The organism is Microbacterium sp. Au-Mic1 (genome assembly GCF_021341785.1).
Classification (GTDB): Bacteria; Actinomycetota; Actinomycetes; order Actinomycetales; family Microbacteriaceae; genus Microbacterium.
Genome location: NZ_JAJTTF010000001.1, coordinates 1 through 16,759 on the forward strand (window position 1 = coordinate 1; position 16,759 = coordinate 16,759).

Annotated in this window: 15 protein-coding genes; 13 read left to right on the plus strand and 2 right to left on the minus strand. The window is 69.3% G+C overall.

Annotated elements, in window-relative coordinates; all coding sequences use genetic code 11:
- The coding region (locus LXM50_RS18655) for a hypothetical protein (protein ID WP_308192496.1) at positions 1 to 1,173 on the minus strand (1,173 nt) is incomplete at its 3' end.
- 6 nt (positions 1,174 to 1,179) lie between these two features.
- Here LXM50_RS18655 and LXM50_RS00010 point away from each other — a divergent pair.
- Genes LXM50_RS00010 through recN form a run of 6 tightly spaced genes read left to right on the plus strand, consistent with a single transcriptional unit; the run spans position 1,180 to position 6,610 of the window.
- Complete coding sequence (locus LXM50_RS00010; protein WP_233309526.1) at positions 1,180 to 1,962, plus strand: DNA polymerase V family protein; 783 nt, start codon at positions 1,180 to 1,182, stop codon at positions 1,960 to 1,962.
- The gene (locus LXM50_RS00015) at positions 1,959 to 2,990 is read left to right on the plus strand and encodes an HAD-IIA family hydrolase (RefSeq protein ID WP_233309063.1); all 1,032 of its coding nucleotides are present in this window, start codon (positions 1,959 to 1,961) and stop codon (positions 2,988 to 2,990) included. Before LXM50_RS00010 ends, LXM50_RS00015 begins: the two co-directional genes overlap by 4 nt.
- Before the next feature lie 38 nt (positions 2,991 to 3,028).
- Positions 3,029 to 3,211 carry a hypothetical protein gene (locus LXM50_RS00020; protein ID WP_233309064.1) on the plus strand — a complete coding sequence of 61 codons (183 nt, stop codon included), beginning with the start codon at positions 3,029 to 3,031 and terminating at the stop codon, positions 3,209 to 3,211.
- Entirely contained in the window at positions 3,208 to 4,023 is an 816-nt protein-coding gene (locus LXM50_RS00025) for a TlyA family RNA methyltransferase (RefSeq protein WP_233309065.1), read from the plus strand. Before LXM50_RS00020 ends, LXM50_RS00025 begins: the two co-directional genes overlap by 4 nt.
- Complete coding sequence (locus LXM50_RS00030) at positions 4,020 to 4,928, plus strand: NAD kinase (protein WP_233309066.1); 909 nt, start codon at positions 4,020 to 4,022, stop codon at positions 4,926 to 4,928. Before LXM50_RS00025 ends, LXM50_RS00030 begins: the two co-directional genes overlap by 4 nt.
- Positions 4,925 to 6,610, plus strand: a complete 1,686-nt coding sequence (gene recN, locus LXM50_RS00035) for a DNA repair protein RecN (protein WP_233309067.1) — start codon at positions 4,925 to 4,927, stop codon at positions 6,608 to 6,610. The genes LXM50_RS00030 and recN overlap by 4 nt, the downstream gene beginning before the upstream one ends.
- 36 nt (positions 6,611 to 6,646) lie before the next feature.
- Here the strand turns inward: recN and LXM50_RS00040 are convergent, their stop codons facing one another.
- Positions 6,647 to 7,666 carry a LacI family DNA-binding transcriptional regulator gene (locus LXM50_RS00040; protein WP_233309068.1) on the minus strand — a complete coding sequence of 340 codons (1,020 nt, stop codon included), beginning with the start codon at positions 7,664 to 7,666 and terminating at the stop codon, positions 6,647 to 6,649.
- A gap of 181 nt (positions 7,667 to 7,847) precedes the next feature.
- On the opposite strand from LXM50_RS00040, the gene LXM50_RS00045 reads away from it, so the two are divergent.
- From LXM50_RS00045 to LXM50_RS00075, 7 genes are all read left to right on the plus strand, one after another.
- Entirely contained in the window at positions 7,848 to 9,260 is a 1,413-nt protein-coding gene (locus tag LXM50_RS00045; protein ID WP_233309069.1) for a sugar ABC transporter substrate-binding protein, read from the plus strand.
- Positions 9,260 to 10,231, plus strand: coding sequence for a carbohydrate ABC transporter permease (locus LXM50_RS00050; RefSeq protein WP_233309070.1), 972 nt, complete (start codon positions 9,260 to 9,262; stop codon positions 10,229 to 10,231). The genes LXM50_RS00045 and LXM50_RS00050 overlap by 1 nt, the downstream gene beginning before the upstream one ends.
- Complete coding sequence (locus LXM50_RS00055) at positions 10,228 to 11,109, plus strand: carbohydrate ABC transporter permease (protein WP_233309071.1); 882 nt, start codon at positions 10,228 to 10,230, stop codon at positions 11,107 to 11,109. Before LXM50_RS00050 ends, LXM50_RS00055 begins: the two co-directional genes overlap by 4 nt.
- A 94-nt stretch (positions 11,110 to 11,203) precedes the next feature.
- On the plus strand, positions 11,204 to 12,619 hold the full coding sequence (locus LXM50_RS00060; RefSeq protein ID WP_233309072.1) for a glycoside hydrolase family 32 protein: 1,416 nt from the start codon (positions 11,204 to 11,206) through the stop codon (positions 12,617 to 12,619).
- A gap of 29 nt (positions 12,620 to 12,648) precedes the next feature.
- Positions 12,649 to 14,112, plus strand: a complete 1,464-nt coding sequence (locus LXM50_RS00065) for a glycoside hydrolase family 32 protein (RefSeq protein WP_233309073.1) — start codon at positions 12,649 to 12,651, stop codon at positions 14,110 to 14,112.
- Positions 14,109 to 15,047 (plus strand): carbohydrate kinase, encoded by a 939-nt coding sequence (locus LXM50_RS00070; RefSeq protein ID WP_233309074.1) that lies wholly within the window; start codon positions 14,109 to 14,111, stop codon positions 15,045 to 15,047. Before LXM50_RS00065 ends, LXM50_RS00070 begins: the two co-directional genes overlap by 4 nt.
- A 26-nt stretch (positions 15,048 to 15,073) precedes the next feature.
- On the plus strand, positions 15,074 to 16,759 hold the full coding sequence (locus LXM50_RS00075) for a CTP synthase (protein WP_233309527.1): 1,686 nt from the start codon (positions 15,074 to 15,076) through the stop codon (positions 16,757 to 16,759).

Here is a 16,759-nt window from a genome sequence, read left to right on the forward strand (position 1 = left end):
GTTAACATGCTCAACGGAAGGAGTCCCGACATGGCCGAAGACGGCAAGCCCTCGCGCGACCGCAAGGATGACGACGCGAGGCGGCCCCGTCGCTATGTCGACGGCGACCGTTCCGAACGTTCTTTCCGTCAGGGCCCTGCGCGCGGTGACCGTCCGCAGGGCAGTGGCGGCGACCGCCCTTACCGCGATTCCTCGGATCGTCCGCGTCGTGATGGCGACCGACCGTTCCGTAGCGGCGACGATCGCCCGCGTCGCGATGGTGACCGCCCTTACCGGGGGTCTTCGGATCGCACCGACCGCCCGCGCCGTGACGGCGACCGTCCCTACCGTGGAGGCGACGACCGACCGCGCCGCGATGGAGATCGGCCGTTCCGCAGTGGCGACGATCGTCCGCGCCGTGACGGAGACCGCCCCTACCGTGGCGGCGACGACCGCCCGCGCCGCGATGGCGACCGCCCCTACCGTGGCGGCGACGACCGCCCACGTCGCGATGGCGACCGCCCTTACCGGGGGTCCTCGGATCGCACCGACCGTCCGCGTCGCGATGGGGACCGCCCGCTCCGCACCGGCGATGACCGTCCGCGCCGCGATGGCGACCGGCCGTTCCGCAGTGGCGATGACCGTCCGCGTCGGGATGGTTACCGCCCTTACCGCGGTACCTCGGATCGCACCGACCGTCCGCGCCGTGACGGCGACCGTCCCTACCGTGGCGGCGACGACCGCCCGCGCCGCGACGGCGACCGCCCCTACCAGGCGGCCTCGGATCGCACCGACCGACCGCGTCGTGACGGTGACCGGCCGTTCCGCAGTGGCGACGACCGACCGCGTCGTGACGGTGACCGGCCGTTCCGCAGTGGCGACGACCGACCGCGTCGGGATGGCGACCGCCCTTACCGGGGGTCCTCGGATCGCACCGACCGCCCGCGCCGTGACGGCGACCGCCCCTACCGTGGAGGCGACGACCGACCGCGCCGCGATGGAGATCGGCCGTTCCGCAGTGGCGACGACCGTCCGCGCCGCGAAGGCGACCGGCCTCGTCGTGACACTTTCGCTGCTGACCGACCGCGCGACCCGGAGCTTCCGGACGACGTCACGGCGCGCGATCTTCATCCCTCTGCCCGGAACGAGCTGAAGACCCTCAGCAAGGAGAACGCTGAGCAGGTCGCGCGTCACCTCGCCATGGCAGCCCAGCTCATCAATGAGGACCCCGAACGCGCGCACCTGCATGCCCTTGCGGCGTCGCGCCGTGCCGGCCGGGTCGCGGTGGTGCGGGAGTCCGTGGCCATCACGGCGTACGCGATGGGCGATTTCGCCCTGGCCCTGCGGGAGCTGCGCACCTACCGTCGGATCTCCGGGAGCGACGACCAGATCGCACTGATCGTCGACAGCGAGCGCGGCATGGGGCGCCCCGACCGTGCCCTGGAAGAGGCGCGCTCGGTCGACCGGGCTGCGCTCCCGACCGCGACGCGCGTGGCGCTCGCCATTGCGATGTCGGGCGCTCGCCTGGATCGCGGCGAGACGGAGCTGGCACTCGGCGAGCTCGAGATCCCCGAGCTCAATCCCGACCTGGCCTTCGACTGGAGCCCTGCACTCTTCGCCGCGCGTGCCGCGGTGCTCGAGGACCTCGGCCGCGTCGAGGAGGCGGCGTTCTGGCAGGAGCGCGCAGAGGTCGCGTCTGCGGCGCTCGGTCACGGCGACGACGAGGAACTGATCGTCGAGGACGCCTATGAGGATCTCGCTGAGGGGTCGGAGAGCATCGACATCGCCCACGACGAGAACGAGGCCGGCGAAGACGACGAGGCCGCGGAGGCTGGCGAAGACGATGAGACCGTCGAGTCCGACGGCATCGACGAGGCCGGTGCTCAGTCCGAGAGCGCCGAACGCGAGTCCGCTGGGGACGTGATCCCGCAGGCCGAACCGGCAGAGGCAACGCATCCGGAGGACGCGGAGAGGGCCGAGTGAGCCTGTTCTCCCGGGACAAGCGCACGCCGCTGACCGACGTCGACGTGGTGCTCGCCGACCTTGACGGCGTGGTCTACGCGGGCGCCGGCGCGATCCCGCACGCGATCGAGAGCCTGAAGAAGGTCGAAGCGTCGCGCCGCCTCGGCTACATCACCAACAACGCCTCGCGCACCGATGCATCGGTCGCCGCTCACCTCTCCGAGCTCGGGCTGACTGTCGCCCCGAACGAGGTCGTCACCAGTCCGCAGGCCGCGATGCGCCTCGTCAGCACCCTCATCCCGGCGGGATCGACGGTTCTCGTCGTCGGCGGGGAGGGCCTCGTCGACGAGGTGCACAAGGCCGGATTCCGCGTCACGCGCAGCGCGGATGACGCTCCCGCCGCGGTTGTTCAGGGGTTCGCTCCCGAGGTCGGCTGGAAGGACCTCGCCGAAGCGGCGTTCGCCTTGAAGCTGCCCGAGGACGAGGGCGGTATCCCGTGGATCGCGACGAACACGGACTGGACGATCCCGCAGTCGCGCGGTGTCGCCCCCGGGAACGGGACGCTGGTCTCGGCCGTGCACACGGCCATCGGCCGCCTCGCGACCGTCGCGGGCAAGCCGGAGACGCCGATCTTCGAGGAGGCCGTCGCGCGGTTCGGTGCGAAACACCCGCTGTTCATCGGCGACCGTCTCGACACGGACATCGCCGGAGCGTCCCGCGCGGGAATCGAGTCCGTGCTCGTGCTCACCGGCATCGATCGGCCCAAGCACCTTCTGGCCGCCGCCGAGGGCTCGCGTCCGACGTACATCCTCGGCGACCTGCGCGAACTGGACGAACCGTACCCCTCGACGCAGATCAAGGGCGACACGGTCACGGTGCGGGGCGCGTCCGTCCGAGTGGACGGTCCCGACATCACGATCCTCAGCGAGGGCGATCGGCCGATCGATCTCGTGCGCGCGGGCACGGCGGCGATCTGGCGCACCGGCCGGCAGATCTTCGGCTTCCGCGTGCCCGAGCGCCTGTACGCGGATCCGTTCCACCGCCCGTAATCCGTCGGAACGTCACCATCTCGCCGTAGGCTGAGGGGGTGAGCGAGAACACGGAACCGGATCCCTCGGACGGGCTCTGGAGTCGACTGCGCCTGATCGAAGGGCAGCCGCTGGACTCTCGCGCCGCGGCCTACCAGACCCTGCACGACGACCTGGCGCGTCGGCTGGAGAGCGCGCCGCGGGCCGCCACGTCCACGCAGCCGGGTCCCGATCGCGGATGACGGCTCGTCTGGATGCCGCTCTGGCGGAACGCGGCCTCGCCCGGTCCCGTACGCATGCGGTGACGCTCATCGATGGCGGTCTGGTCACCGTCAACGGGAGGCCCGTGGTCAAGGCGTCCACGAAGGTCGAGGACGGCGACGCGATCGACGTCGCCGGCGCCGATCACTACGTCAGCCGCGGCGCGCACAAGCTCATCGCCGCGCTGGACGGCTTCGGCATCGATCCTGCGGGGCGGCTCGCGCTGGACATGGGCGCGTCCACGGGCGGCTTCACCCAGGTCCTGCGTGAGCGCGGTGCTCGTGCGGTGCTGGCGGTGGACGTGGGGCACGACCAGCTCGCGGCATCGATCCGCCTGGATCCCGGTGTCATCGCCGTGGAAGGGTTCAATGTCCGTCACATGGACGCCGCGGCTCTGGCGGCGGCGACGGGGGAGGGCGTCAAGCCGTCGCTCGTGGTCGGAGATCTGTCCTTCATCTCCCTGACGCTCGTACTCCCCGCGATCGCGGTCACGGCCGACGCCGACGCCGACGTCGTGCTGCTGATCAAGCCGCAGTTCGAGGTGGGGCGGACCGCGGTGCGCGGCGGGCTCGTGACCAACCCCGCGATCCGCGCCGATGCTGTGGCCCGCGTGCTGTGGAGCGCGTGGGATCAGGGATTCGGTGTCCGTGGGCTCCTGCCCTCGCCGATCCTCGGCACGCACGGCAACGCCGAGTACCTGGTGCATCTGCGAGCGGGGGATCGTTCCCGCGGCGCCGAAGGCAATCCGACAGAATGGATGAGCACGATCGACGAGATGGCAGGAGCACGATGAACGAGCGCAGGATCCTCGTCGTCGCACATGCGCGCCGGGATGAGACCGTGCAGGCCGCCCGACGGGTTGTCACCGCGCTCCGCAGCGCGGGTGCCCGGCCGGTTCTCTCCGGTGACGACCGGGCCGAGCTGGCGGCGGAGGACGCGTTCTTCGCCGACGTCGACGTGCTGGGGACGGACATTCCCGTCGAGGACATCGAACTGGCCATCGTGCTGGGGGGCGACGGCACCATCCTTCGTGCGGCCGAACTCGTGCGCGACGGCACGGCACCCGTCCTCGGCATCAACATGGGGCACGTGGGCTTCCTCGCCGAGATCGAGCGCGACGACATGGACGCCGCGGTGGCGCGCGTCATCGACCGCGACTACTCCGTTGAGGAGCGCATGGCGCTCGCGGTGCGCGTGAAGGATGCCGACGGATCCGTGCTCTACAGCACCTGGGCGCTGAATGAGGCGACCGTGGAGAAGGCCAGTCGCGAGCGCATGATCGAGGTGGTCGTCGAGATCGACGGGCGCCCGCTGACCACCTTCGGCTGCGACGGGATGGTCGTGTCGACGCCGACCGGCGCGACGGCGTACAACTTCTCGGCGGGTGGCCCGGTGATCTGGCCGGGTGTCGAGGCCATCGCCGTGGTGCCGTTGTCGGCCCATGCCCTGTTCGCGCGACCGCTCGTGGTCGCACCGGGCGCACCCGTCGCGATCGAGCTGCTGGATCGCAACGACGGCACCGCGATCCTCTGGTGCGACGGGCGGCGTTCGCACGAGCTCCCACGCGGCGCGCGGGTCATCGTGCGCCGTTCCTCGCGCCCGGTGCGCCTTGCACGGCTGCACCCGAGCGTGTTCACCGACCGGCTCGTGCGCAAGTTCCAGCTGCCGGTCTCCGGCTGGCGGGGGGCGGACGCGTGATCGAGGAGATGCGCCTGCGCGATCTCGGTGTCATCGCCGAGGCGGTGCTGCAGATCGGGCCGGGATTCACCGCGATCACGGGCGAGACCGGCGCGGGCAAGACCATGGTCGTGACGGGCCTCGGACTCCTGCTGGGAGCCAGGGCCGATTCGGGCGCCGTGCGCGCGGGGGCGGCCCAGGCCTCGGTCGCCGGCGTGTGGATCGTACCGAGTGCCGGATCGGTCGCGGACACCGTCGCCGATGCCGGCGGCGAGCTCGAGCCCTACGATGACGAGCGCGGCGAGCTGTACGTCTCCCGCACGCTCACCGCGGAGGGACGCAGCCGGGCGAGCGTCGGCGGTCGCGCGGCCCCGGCCGGAGTGCTCGCGGATCTGGCCGACGACCTGGTCGTCGTGCACGGCCAGTCCGAACAGCTGCGGCTGCGGTCCGCCGCCGCGCAGCGGGACGCGCTGGATCGCTTCGGCGGATCCGCGATCGCGCTCGTCAAGGCCGAGTACGAGGCTGCCTGGGAGCGCTGGCGCGCCCTGTCCGCCGAGCTCGAGGAGATCAGCGGCAACCAGGAGCGTCGCAGGAGAGAGGCCGGGGATCTTCGCGAGGCTCTCGCGCTGATCGAGGCCACTGATCCGCAGCCGGGGGAGGACGACGCTCTCGCCGAGCGTGCGGAGCGCCTCGCGAACGCGGAGGAGCTGCGTCAGTCCGCCGCCATCGCTCGTGCGGCGCTGTCGGACGAGGACGGCGCCAGCGACGTGACGACCCTGGCGGCGGAGGCCCGACGCGCTCTGGAACGTGCGGGCGATCCCGAGCTGACCTCGATCGCGGAGAGCATCGCCGAGATCGGCTACCGCGCCACCGACATCGCGGCGCAGCTGAGCGGCTATCTCGCCGATCTCGACGAGTCAGGCCCTCATGAGCTGGCGGCGGTCGAGGAGCGCAGGGCCGCTCTCGCGGGTCTGGTCCGCGCCCACGGCACCCTCGACGCAGCGCTGGAGCTCTGGAACACCGGATCCGCACGACTCGCCGAGCTCGATGACGACTCCGACCACATCGAACGGCTCACCGTCGAGCGCGACACCGCTCGGGCGACGCTCGACGAGGCGGCCACGGCCCTCACCGCGACGCGCACCGAGGCCGCCGGCCGGCTCGGCGCCGCCGTGACCGAGGAGCTGCACGCCCTCGCCATGCCGGATGCTCGTCTCGTGGTCGCGGTCACCGAGGGGCCCGAGAGCACTCACGGGCGCGACGACGTCGCCATCCTGCTCGCTCCTCACCCCGGCGCGGATCCGCGATCCGTCGCGAAGGGCGCGTCGGGAGGCGAGCTGTCGCGCGTGATGCTCGCGATCGAGGTCGTCATCGCCGGCACGGATCCGGTCCCGACCTTCGTGTTCGACGAGGTCGACGCCGGCATCGGCGGTGCGGCCGCGATCGAGGTGGGGCGCCGACTGGCCCGGCTCGCCCGCACCTCCCAGGTGATCGCCGTCACGCACCTCGCCCAGGTTGCGGCCTTCGCGAACAACCACCTGAGTGTGGTGAAGGCGAATGACGGTCAGGTGACGGCTTCCAGCGTCCGCCGCCTCGACGGAGAGGACCGCGAGGCCGAGATGGCGCGCCTGCTCTCCGGTCTCGCCGACTCGGGGGCTGCGCTCGAGCACGCCCGCGAGCTGCTCGCCCTGCGGGAGGGCTGAGGCCCACGTCCGCGGATCCGGCGGCCCCGAGGCAGGTCAGTGCAGGTCGCGCACGGAGTCCCGGACGATCAGCGGCATGGGCAGCAGCTCATGGGCGAGGTCGCGCTCACCGAGCAGCATCTCGACGCCGACCCGCGCCATCTGCTCATACGGCAACCGCGCGGTGGTGAGGCCTGGGCGTACCAGTCCGGCGAGGTCCTCATCGTCGAACGACACCACGGAGATGTCGGCGGGGATGCTCAGACCGCGCTCGCTCAGGGCTTGATAGATGCCGAACGCGACCCCGTCGGTGGCAGCGATGATCGCGGTCAGGTCGGAGTGCATGTCCAGCATCCGCTGGGTCTGCCCGAAGCCGATGGCCGTCGTCCAGTCCTCGACGACGACGTCGACAGGGCCGGCGACGCCGCGTTCGGCGAAGGCGTCGCGTATGCCCGCGAGGCGCCGCGCGATCGTGACGGACCGACGCGGGTCGCCGGCGATGTGCGGCACGTCCCCGATGAATCCGACGCGTGAGTGGCCGGCATCCAGCAGCACCGAGGCCACAGCGTGACCCGCGGCGTACTCGTCGGGCAGCACGCTGGGCAGATCGTCCGGCGTGCGTCCGTTGACGATCACGACCGGGATGCCGCGAGGAGCCGCCGGTACGTCGACCATCCGCGCGGCCATCAGGCCGACGATCACACCGTCGACGCGACGGTCTATGAGCTCATCGAAGGCGGCGGCCAGCTGCGAGGGGTCGTCACCGGTCTCGGTGATGAGGACGGTGTGGTCGAGCTCCTTGGCGGCACGGAGCGTCCCGCGCACCATCGCCGAGGCGAAGCGCGTGATCGTGACCTGGTCGGAGATGAACCCGATCGAACGGGTCTTCCCGGAGCGCAGGCTCTGCGCGGCAGGATTTGGCTTGTAGCCCAGTTGTGCCGCTGCGGTCCTGACCCGGTCGACGGCGTCGTCCGACAACCGGGACGGCCTGTCGTTGAGGATGAGGCTGACTGCGGTCTTGGACAGGCCGGACAACCGTGCGACGTCCGCAAGTGTGGGCCTCGGCGCTGTCGACATCGTCAGCCTCCTCTCCATCGCCTCCTCCTAACCTAGCGGATCAGTCACTTGTGGTGAATTAATTTAGCAACATCGCTTGCGTGCCTTTGCTGGTAGGTGTTAGCGTCGGATAAATCGGTTCACCACACCCTGATCTGCACAAGAAGGTGCAAGCCGATTCACTCTCAGAGAGGAGAAGTTGATGGCACGCGAGTTCAGACCTGTGATGGGTCGACGTGATCTTCTGCGGCTCGGAGGCTATGGCCTGGCGAGTGCTGCGCTGCTGGGAATGGGGGCGAGCCTGACGGGCTGCGCACCCTCCGGCGGGGGATCCAAGACCGGCACGCTGACGATGCTGTACTTCGGCGACCAGAAGGCGGCGACCACGCTGCAGACCGCGCTGCAGCCCAAGATCAAGAAGATCGACAAGGACCTGAGCCTGAAGATCACCGCCATCAACGGCACCGACTGGAACGATTTCCTCGCGAAGGTGCTGACGCTCATCGCAGCCGGCCAGGCGCCGGACATCGTGAGCGTCGCGACCGAGGGCCTGCAACTGATGGCGGGCAAGAAGCTCATCGTCCCGCTCGACGACTACGTCAGCAAGGACATGTCGAGCCTGAAGTCGAGCTACTTCAACGACATCCACCCCGCGCTGATCGAGGCGATGATGGTCGACGGCCATCTCTACAACATGCCCGACAGCTTCAACGCGGGCAGCATGTTCTTCAACAACGACGTGCTGCAGCGTGCGGGCGCGTCGGCTCCCGCCACCGGGTGGAGCATCGATGACTTCCACACCACGGCGGAGAAGATCTCCAAGGTCGGCGGCGACATCCTCCCGTTCGACTGGGTGGTGCGGCTGTGGGGCAGCTGGACCTCCTTCCTCTACGCCAACGGCGGCAATCTCGTGGAGGAGGGCAAGTACTCGGGCGGCGACTGGCTGTGGAACAAGGCCTACGACGCGGGCGACAAGAGCATCGAAGGCCGCAAGGGCGGCTGGAAGTGGGGGGCGCCGACGGCGAACTCCGACGCGTCCATCGAGGCGCTGCAGTACGTCATCGACTTGCAGAAGGCCGGCTACTCCCCGTCGCCCGACGTCGGCGGCGGCGCTACCCTGCAGGGGCTGTTCTCCTCCGGACGGGTCGGGATGACCATCGGCGGCGGGTTCTGGGCAGGCGGCCTGCACAACGCGGGGATGAAGGACGGCAGCTTCGACGTGCAGGCGTTCCCCACGTGGAAGGGCAACAAGAGCCTGTTCGGCACAGGAGGCTACTCGATCTTCCAGTCGTCGCAGAAGAAGGACGCCGCGTGGGAGGTCATCAAGATGATGATCGAGCCGGAGAGCTTCGACATCATGTTCCCGGGCAACGTCACGACACCGGGACGCAAGTCGCTGATGACCGCTGAGCGCTACAAGACGACCGGGCCGAAGAACTGGTCCGTGTTCTACGACCAGCTCGACGGATCCGTGCCGATCTCGGCGCCGTCGTACTACAACGCCCTCGCGACATCGCTGAATCAGCGCACCACCGAGGCCATCTCGTCCGGAAACGCGAAGGCCGCTCTCGACGCCATGCAGAGCGATCTCGAGAAGGTGGCGAAGGGCAGCTGATGTCTACCACCGCTTCTCCTGCGCACGTCGCACCTCGTGCGACGCCCCGCGGTGCGAAGCCTCCCCGGCCCGTCCGTCGCCCCGGTGCGCGGCGGACGGCCCGGCGGGAGGCGACGTTCGGCTTCGCGATGATCGGGCTGGCGATGCTGTTCGTGACCGTGTTCACGTTCGCGCCGATCCTCGCGTCGCTCGGCCTGTCGTTCTTCGACTGGGACGTCATCTCCCCGCCGACCTGGGCAGGGCTGGGCAACTACGAGCGCTTCTTCTCGGACAGTCCGGTGCTGCAGTCGTTCGGCGTCACCATCTGCATGGCAATCGCGATCGTCGTGCTGCAGCTGTCGCTCGGGCTGTTCCTCGCGGTGCTGGTCAACCAGCGCACCTCCACCTTCGGGCGCACCTTCTTCCGCACGGCCTTCTATCTACCGCTGCTCGCCTCCACGGCGGCCGTGGCGATCTTCATGGGCTACCTGTTCGACAACAAGTTCGGCGCGATCAACTACTACCTGAACCTGCTCGGGCTCTCCAACGTCCCGTGGCTCACCAGCCCGTTCGGTGCGCAGGTGACGATCGTCCTGATCGTGGTCTGGCAGCAGGTGGGCTTCACCTTCGTGCTGTTCGTGTCCGCGTTGATGGCGGTCCCCACGGACGTGCTGGAAGCGTCCTCGATCGACGGAGCCGGCCCGCTGCGCACGCTGTTCCGGATCAAGATCCCGTTGATCAGCCCGACGATCCTGTTCGCGGCGGTGATCGCGTTGATCAACGCGATGCAGCTGTTCGACCAGCCCTACATCATGACCAAGGGCGGGCCGGGGATAGCGACCATGACCGCGACCATCTCGATGTACCAGACAGGGTTCCAGAACCTCCAGTTCGGCTACTCGTCGGCGATCGCCATCATCCTCCTGCTGCTGATCCTCGCGATCACCGGCATCCAGTTCCTCGCCTCCCGGAAGGTGGTGTTCTACCAATGAGCGCGACCACCACACTCGTGACCGGTCGTCGGCCCATGCGGCGGGCGGTCGTCGGAAGACGGCGGGTCTTCGGCAGGATCGCCGGTCTGATCACCCTCATCATCGCCGCCGTCTTCGCGCTGGGACCGCTGTTGTGGGCGTTCTCCACATCCCTGCGGACACCCGCCGATGCCTTCACCAACCCGCCGCAGTGGATCCCGTTCGCTCCTGACTTCGGCAACTACGCCGCCGTCTTCGAGCAGATCCCCATCGGGCAGTTCTTCCTGAACAGCACGATCGTCACGCTCGTCATCGTCGTCGGGCAGACCATCACCTGCACGCTGTCCGGGTACGCCTTCGCGATGATCTCGTTCCCCGGGAAGAACTGGATCTTCGGCGCCTTCCTGGCGACGATGATGGTTCCGCTGCAGACGATCATCATCCCCGTGTTCCTGATCATCAAGACGCTCGGGCTCACGGACAGCCTCGCGTCGCTGATCATCCCGGCTCTCGGCAGCGCCTTCGGCACGTTCCTCATGAGGCAGTACTTCATGCAGATGCCGAAAGAGCTGGGCGAAGCCGCTCGCATCGACGGGGCGAGCCAGTGGGGCGTCTTCTTCCACGTGTACGCACGGATGGCGGCCCCTGCGATCTCGACCCTTGCGATCCTGAACTTCTCGGGATTCTGGGCCGAGTTCTACCGCCCGCTGATCTTCCTCCAGTCCCAGAGCAACTTCACTCTGCCGCTCGGACTGGTCGGGTTGCAGGGAAATCTCGGCACAGGGTCGATCTCGGTCGTCCTGGCCGGCGTGGTGCTCGCGATGATCCCGAGCGTGCTGCTGTTCATCTTCGCGCAGCGCTACTTCATCTCCGGCGTCACAGCGGGCTCGTCCCGCTAGAACGCGATCCCGCGCGCCGTGCCGCAGGACCTGTTGCGGTCCTGTGGTGCGGGCGGCGCCGTCCCCTTCCGACCCCTGAACGGAGCTCGCACCGATGACCGACACCGTGTTCTTCCGTCCCGACGGCGGCTGGGTCGGAGATGTCATCCCGTTCCAGCGCGACGACGTCTTCCACCTCTGGTATCTCTTCGATGATCGGAAGGTGCCGAAGAGCGGGATGCCCTGGCATCTGGTGACCACCACCGACTTCGTGCACTTCGAGGATCACGGCGTCGCGGTCCCGAGTGGCGGACCGGACGCCGAGGACTTCAACGTCTACACGGGATCCGTCGTGATCGACGATGACGGCGTCGCGCATCTGTTCTCCACCGCCAACAACCCGTGGCGGCTCGGCGACGACGGGCGCCCGCTGCAGCTGGTCGCACATGCCACGAGTGCCGTGGGACTCACCGGGTGGGTCAAGCACCCCGAACTCACGTTCGGCGCCCCCGAAGGGTACGAGACGGGGGACTGGCGGGATCCGTTCGTGTTCCGCGATGGGGATGCCTGGCGGATGCTGGTCGCGGCACGGCACGCCGAGGGGCCGACGCGCCGGCGTGGCACCATCGCGCAGCTGACCTCCACGGACCTCATGGCGTGGACCCCGGTCGCGCCGTTCTGGGATCCGCGCCGCTACATCGCTCACGAGTGCCCCGACGTGTTCCGCTGGGGGGACTGGTGGTACCTGGTCTACTCGGAGTTCTCCGACGCGTTCTGCACCCGATACCGGATCTCCCGCTCCGTCGACGGACCCTGGCTCGTTCCCGACGACGACACGGTCGATGCGCGGTCCTTCTACGCGGCGAAGACCGTCGAACGCGACGGGCGGCGCTTCTTCGTCGGCTGGATCGCGAGCCGTGACGGAGCCACCGACGACGGCGCCTGGCAGTGGGCGGGAACGCTCTCGACCCTCGAGGCGACGCAGGGAACGGACGGCACCCTGTCCTTCCGGCTGCCGGACGAGTTCCTCGCGTCGTTCTCCGTGCCCGTGGCGCCCGGCACGATGCCGGTGCCGGTGCGTCTGGACGGCACGGACGGCTTCGCGCAGGCCATCGGCGACGCCGAGCTGCCCGACACCTACCTGCTCACGGCAGAACTGGACATCGCCGAGGGCACGGAGGAGGTGGGGCTCCTGGTGCGCTCGACCGCGGACGGCGACGAGGCCGGGGCGATCCGGCTGGAGCCGCGTCGCGACCGGGTGGTGTTCGATCGCTGGCCGCGCACGGTCACCGGCGGCGAGCAGTGGCAGATCTCCGGCGACGTGCCGTTCGTCTTCGAACGACGCTGCACCTTGCCGGCCGGGCGGCACCGGGTCGAGATCGTCGTGTCGGAGGACATCCTCGTCGCGGTCGTGGACCGTCGCGTCGCGCTGAGCACCCGCCTCTACCGGCGTGCGGGCGAACACGTCGGCTTCTTCGTCAACGGTGGCGTCGCCGAACTGCTGTCCCTCGAGATCCGCACCCGACGATGACGACCGCAGCCCTCCTGGAGGATCCGCCCATGACACGCCCGCTCATCCACTTCTCCTCAGCGCGCAACTGGCTGAACGACCCGAACGGGCTGATCTTCCACGACGGGCGCTACCACCTGTACTTCCAGTACAACCCGCACGGCGCCGACCACGGATTCATGAGCTGGGGTCATGCCTCCAGCACGGACCTGGTGGCGTGGCAGGAGCTCCCGATCGCGATCCGCTACACGGCGGAGCATGAGATCTTCTCGGGGTCTGCGGTCTTCGATGCGAGCAACACCAGCGGCTTGGCCGCCGACGGCGCGGCCCCGCTCGTGGCCGTGTTCACGCTCGCCGACCGGGCGGCCGGGCATCAGTCGCAGGGGATCGCATCCAGTGCGGACGGCGGCCTGACCTGGTCGATGTTCCCCGGGAACCCCGTGCTGGATCGCGGATCCGCCGATTTCCGCGACCCCAAGGTGTTCCGCTATTCGGGCGCCCGCGGGGAGTACTGGGTCATGGTGGCCGTCGAGGCCATGCAGCGGAAGGTCGTCCTCTACCGCTCCGACGACCTGCGCCGGTGGGAGTTCCTCTCCGAGTACGGCCCGCGCGGCACCGCGTTCGGGGTGTGGGAATGCCCGGATCTGTTCCCGCTGCCGGTGGACGGGGATCCCCGTGAGGTGCGCTGGGTGCTGATCGTGAGCATGAACCCCGGTGGACTGGCCGGCGGATCCGGCACGATGTACGTCGTCGGGTCGTTCGACGGTGTCCGCTTCACGCCGGACCTCGCGATCCCCGAGGTCGAGGCCGGTGCGGAGTCGTCGGAGGCCGAGCTGGCCGCCCTGGACTGGGTCGACTACGGGCGGGACTGCTACGCCGGTGTGACGTTCGCCGGGCTTCCCGACGAAGACCGCATCCTGATGGCGTGGATGAGCAACTGGGACTATGCGGAGCAGATGCCGCCGCTCGGCGCCGAGCCGCAGCGCGGCGCGATGACGCTCGCCCGCAGACTGTCGCTCGTCACGGCGGACGGCCGGATCCGCCTTCGTCAGGAGCCGATCGGGCCGGCGCTGAGGCCGATCGGCGCCGTCGCCGAGGCGGAGGTGAGGCCCGGTGCGCCACTGACTCTCGATGTGCCGACCCCGTCGCGGATCCGGCTGCGCCTGCGGCTGGATCACGGCGCATCGGCCCAGTTGCGCTTCGGCGAGGAGCTCGCGCCGGCCGCGGTCCTTCACCTGCACGACGGCGAGCTCGCCCTGGATCGCCGGATCGGCGCCGCAGAGTTCCCGGACGCGTTCGGCAGCGTCGAGCGCATGCCCGTGCGCGGAGGCGGCCTGGATGCCGTGCTCTGGCTGGACAACGGTTCGATCGAGCTGTTCGCCGACGACGGGACCGCCGTGCTCACCGATCGCCTGGCCGAGCGATCCTCCGACTGCGTCACTCTGCACGCGGTGGGCGGTAGTGTGCGGATCGACGAGTTGATCGTGGAAGCAGGAGAGGTGGACCCGGCATGACGCATCCGCGGATCACGGTGATCGGCGAGGCCCTCGTGGACATCGTCGTGGGCGGAGCGGCGCACGCGGGCGGCTCGCCCATGAACGTCGCCGTCGGTCTCGCGCGGCTGGGTCGGCCGCCGGTCCTGCACGCCCGGATCGGCGACGACGCGTACGGCGACATGATCCGGGCGCACCTCGCGGCGGACCGCGTCGGTGTCGGTGCCGACACGCTCGTGGCCGGCGAATCATGGACGGCGACGGCGACACTCGCCGAGGACGGGAGCGCGGAGTACGAGTTCGCGCTGACCGGCGAGATCACGGTGCCCGAACTGGACGGACTCGCGCTCGTGCACACCGGATCGATCGGCGCACTGCGGGAGCCAGGGTCGAGCGCCCTGCTCGCGGCCTACCGCGGCGCTCCCGACAGCACCCTGCGTTCGTTCGATCCGAACATCCGGGTGGACGTCATCGGCCCGGCGGACGCCGCGCGCCGGCGCGTCTTCGAGCTGGCCGCCGTCTCGCACGTCGTCAAGCTCAGCGACGAGGACGCGGCATGGCTGCGGCCGGACGCGGGTGCCGACGAGGTCCTGGAGGAGCTCGCCGCGGCCGGTGCTCGTTTCGTCGCGGTCACTCGCGGGGCGCAGGGGGTCGTCGCGCTCGTCGACGGGGTGCACTACGTGCGTCCCGCCCTGCCGGTGTCGGTGGTCGACACGATCGGCGCCGGCGACGCGTTCATGTCCGGACTGCTGTTCGGGCTGCTCCGCGACGGCACGGACCGCCTCCTCGTCACCGGCGCGCCGATCCCGGCTGAGAACGTCGTCGCGGCGCTCGACACCGCGCTCGCCTCCGGGGCGATCACCGTGTCACGCGCGGGGGCCAACCCGCCGCATCGGGCCGAGCTGGAGGCGCGCCTCGCGGCGACGCGCGACGTGTCGGACGGTGACGACCGCTGATCCTGCTGATAAGATAAAAGCCCGTGATGCAGAACTCAGCCGCGCGGACAGACAACGACACCACCAAGCACATCTTCGTGACGGGCGGTGTCGTTTCCTCTTTGGGTAAGGGCCTGACGGCGGCCAGCCTCGGCAACTTGCTCACCGCCCGCGGACTGCGCGTCGTGATGCAGAAGCTGGATCCCTATCTGAACGTGGATCCGGGCACGATGAACCCCTTCCAGCACGGCGAGGTGTTCGTGACGGATGACGGCGCCGAGACCGACCTCGACATCGGGCACTACGAGCGCTTCCTCGACATCGAGCTGAGCCAGGCCGCGAACGTGACGACCGGTCAGATCTACTCGCAGGTGATCGCCAAGGAGCGACGCGGCGAGTACCTCGGCGACACGGTGCAGGTCATCCCGCACATCACCGACGAGATCAAGCGTCGTATGCGCCTGCAGGCCGACGAGACGCCTCGACCCGACGTGATCATCACCGAGATCGGCGGCACGGTCGGCGACATCGAGTCGCAGCCGTTCATCGAGTCGGCACGGCAGATCCGCCACGAGCTGGGCCGTAAGAACGTGTTCTTCGTGCACGTGTCGCTGGTGCCGTTCATGGGCGCGTCCGGCGAGCAGAAGACCAAGCCGACCCAGCACTCCGTCGCGACGCTGCGCTCGATCGGCATCCAGCCTGACGCGCTCGTGCTGCGCAGCGACCGGCCCGTCACCGAGTCCAACAAGCGCAAGATCGCTCTCATGTGCGACGTCGACGAGGACGCGGTCGTGAACGCGATCGACGTGCCCAGCATCTACGACATCCCGACCATGCTCAACGACCAGGGACTCGACACCTACATCGTCGAGGCGCTCGGCCTCGACAAGGCCGCCGACGTGGATTGGTCCCGCTGGCAGAAGGTCCTGCAGGCCGTGCACAACCCGAAGCACGAGGTCACGATCGGCCTCGTCGGCAAGTACATCGACCTTCCGGACGCCTACCTCTCGGTCACCGAGGCGCTCAAGGCCGGCGGCTTCGCCCACGAGGTCGCCGTGAAGATCCGCTGGATCCCGTCCGACTCCTGCGAGACCCCCGAGGGAGCGGCCAAGGCGCTGAGCGACGTCGACGGCATCTGCGTGCCCGGCGGCTTCGGCATCCGCGGCATCGAGGGCAAGCTCGGGGCTCTCCGCTTCGCCCGCGAGCAGGGCATCCCCACTCTGGGTCTGTGCCTGGGCCTGCAGTGCATGGTGATCGAGTACGCGCGCCATGTCGCAGGCATCGACGGGGCGTCCTCGAGCGAGTTCGACCCGGACACGGCTGAGCCGGTCATCGCGACCATGGCCGAGCAGGTCGAGATCCTCGACGGCGGCGACCTGGGCGGCACCATGCGCCTGGGCCTGTACAAGGCGGCGCTCGGCGAGGGTTCACTCGCCGCCGAGCTCTACGGCGCGGCCGAGGCGTCGGAGCGCCACCGTCACCGCTACGAGGTGAACAACGCCTACCGCGATCGTCTTGCGGGGGCCGGGCTGTCGTTCTCGGGTCTCAACCCGGAGCTCGACCTCGTCGAGTACGTCGAGCTGCCGCGCGACGTCCACCCGTTCTACATCGCCACGCAGGCGCACCCCGAGCTGCGCTCGCGTCCCACCGACCCGCACCCGCTGTTCCGCGGGCTCGTCGGCGCGGCGATCGAGCGGCACCGCTCCAGCGAGCTGTTCGACGACGAGGACTGA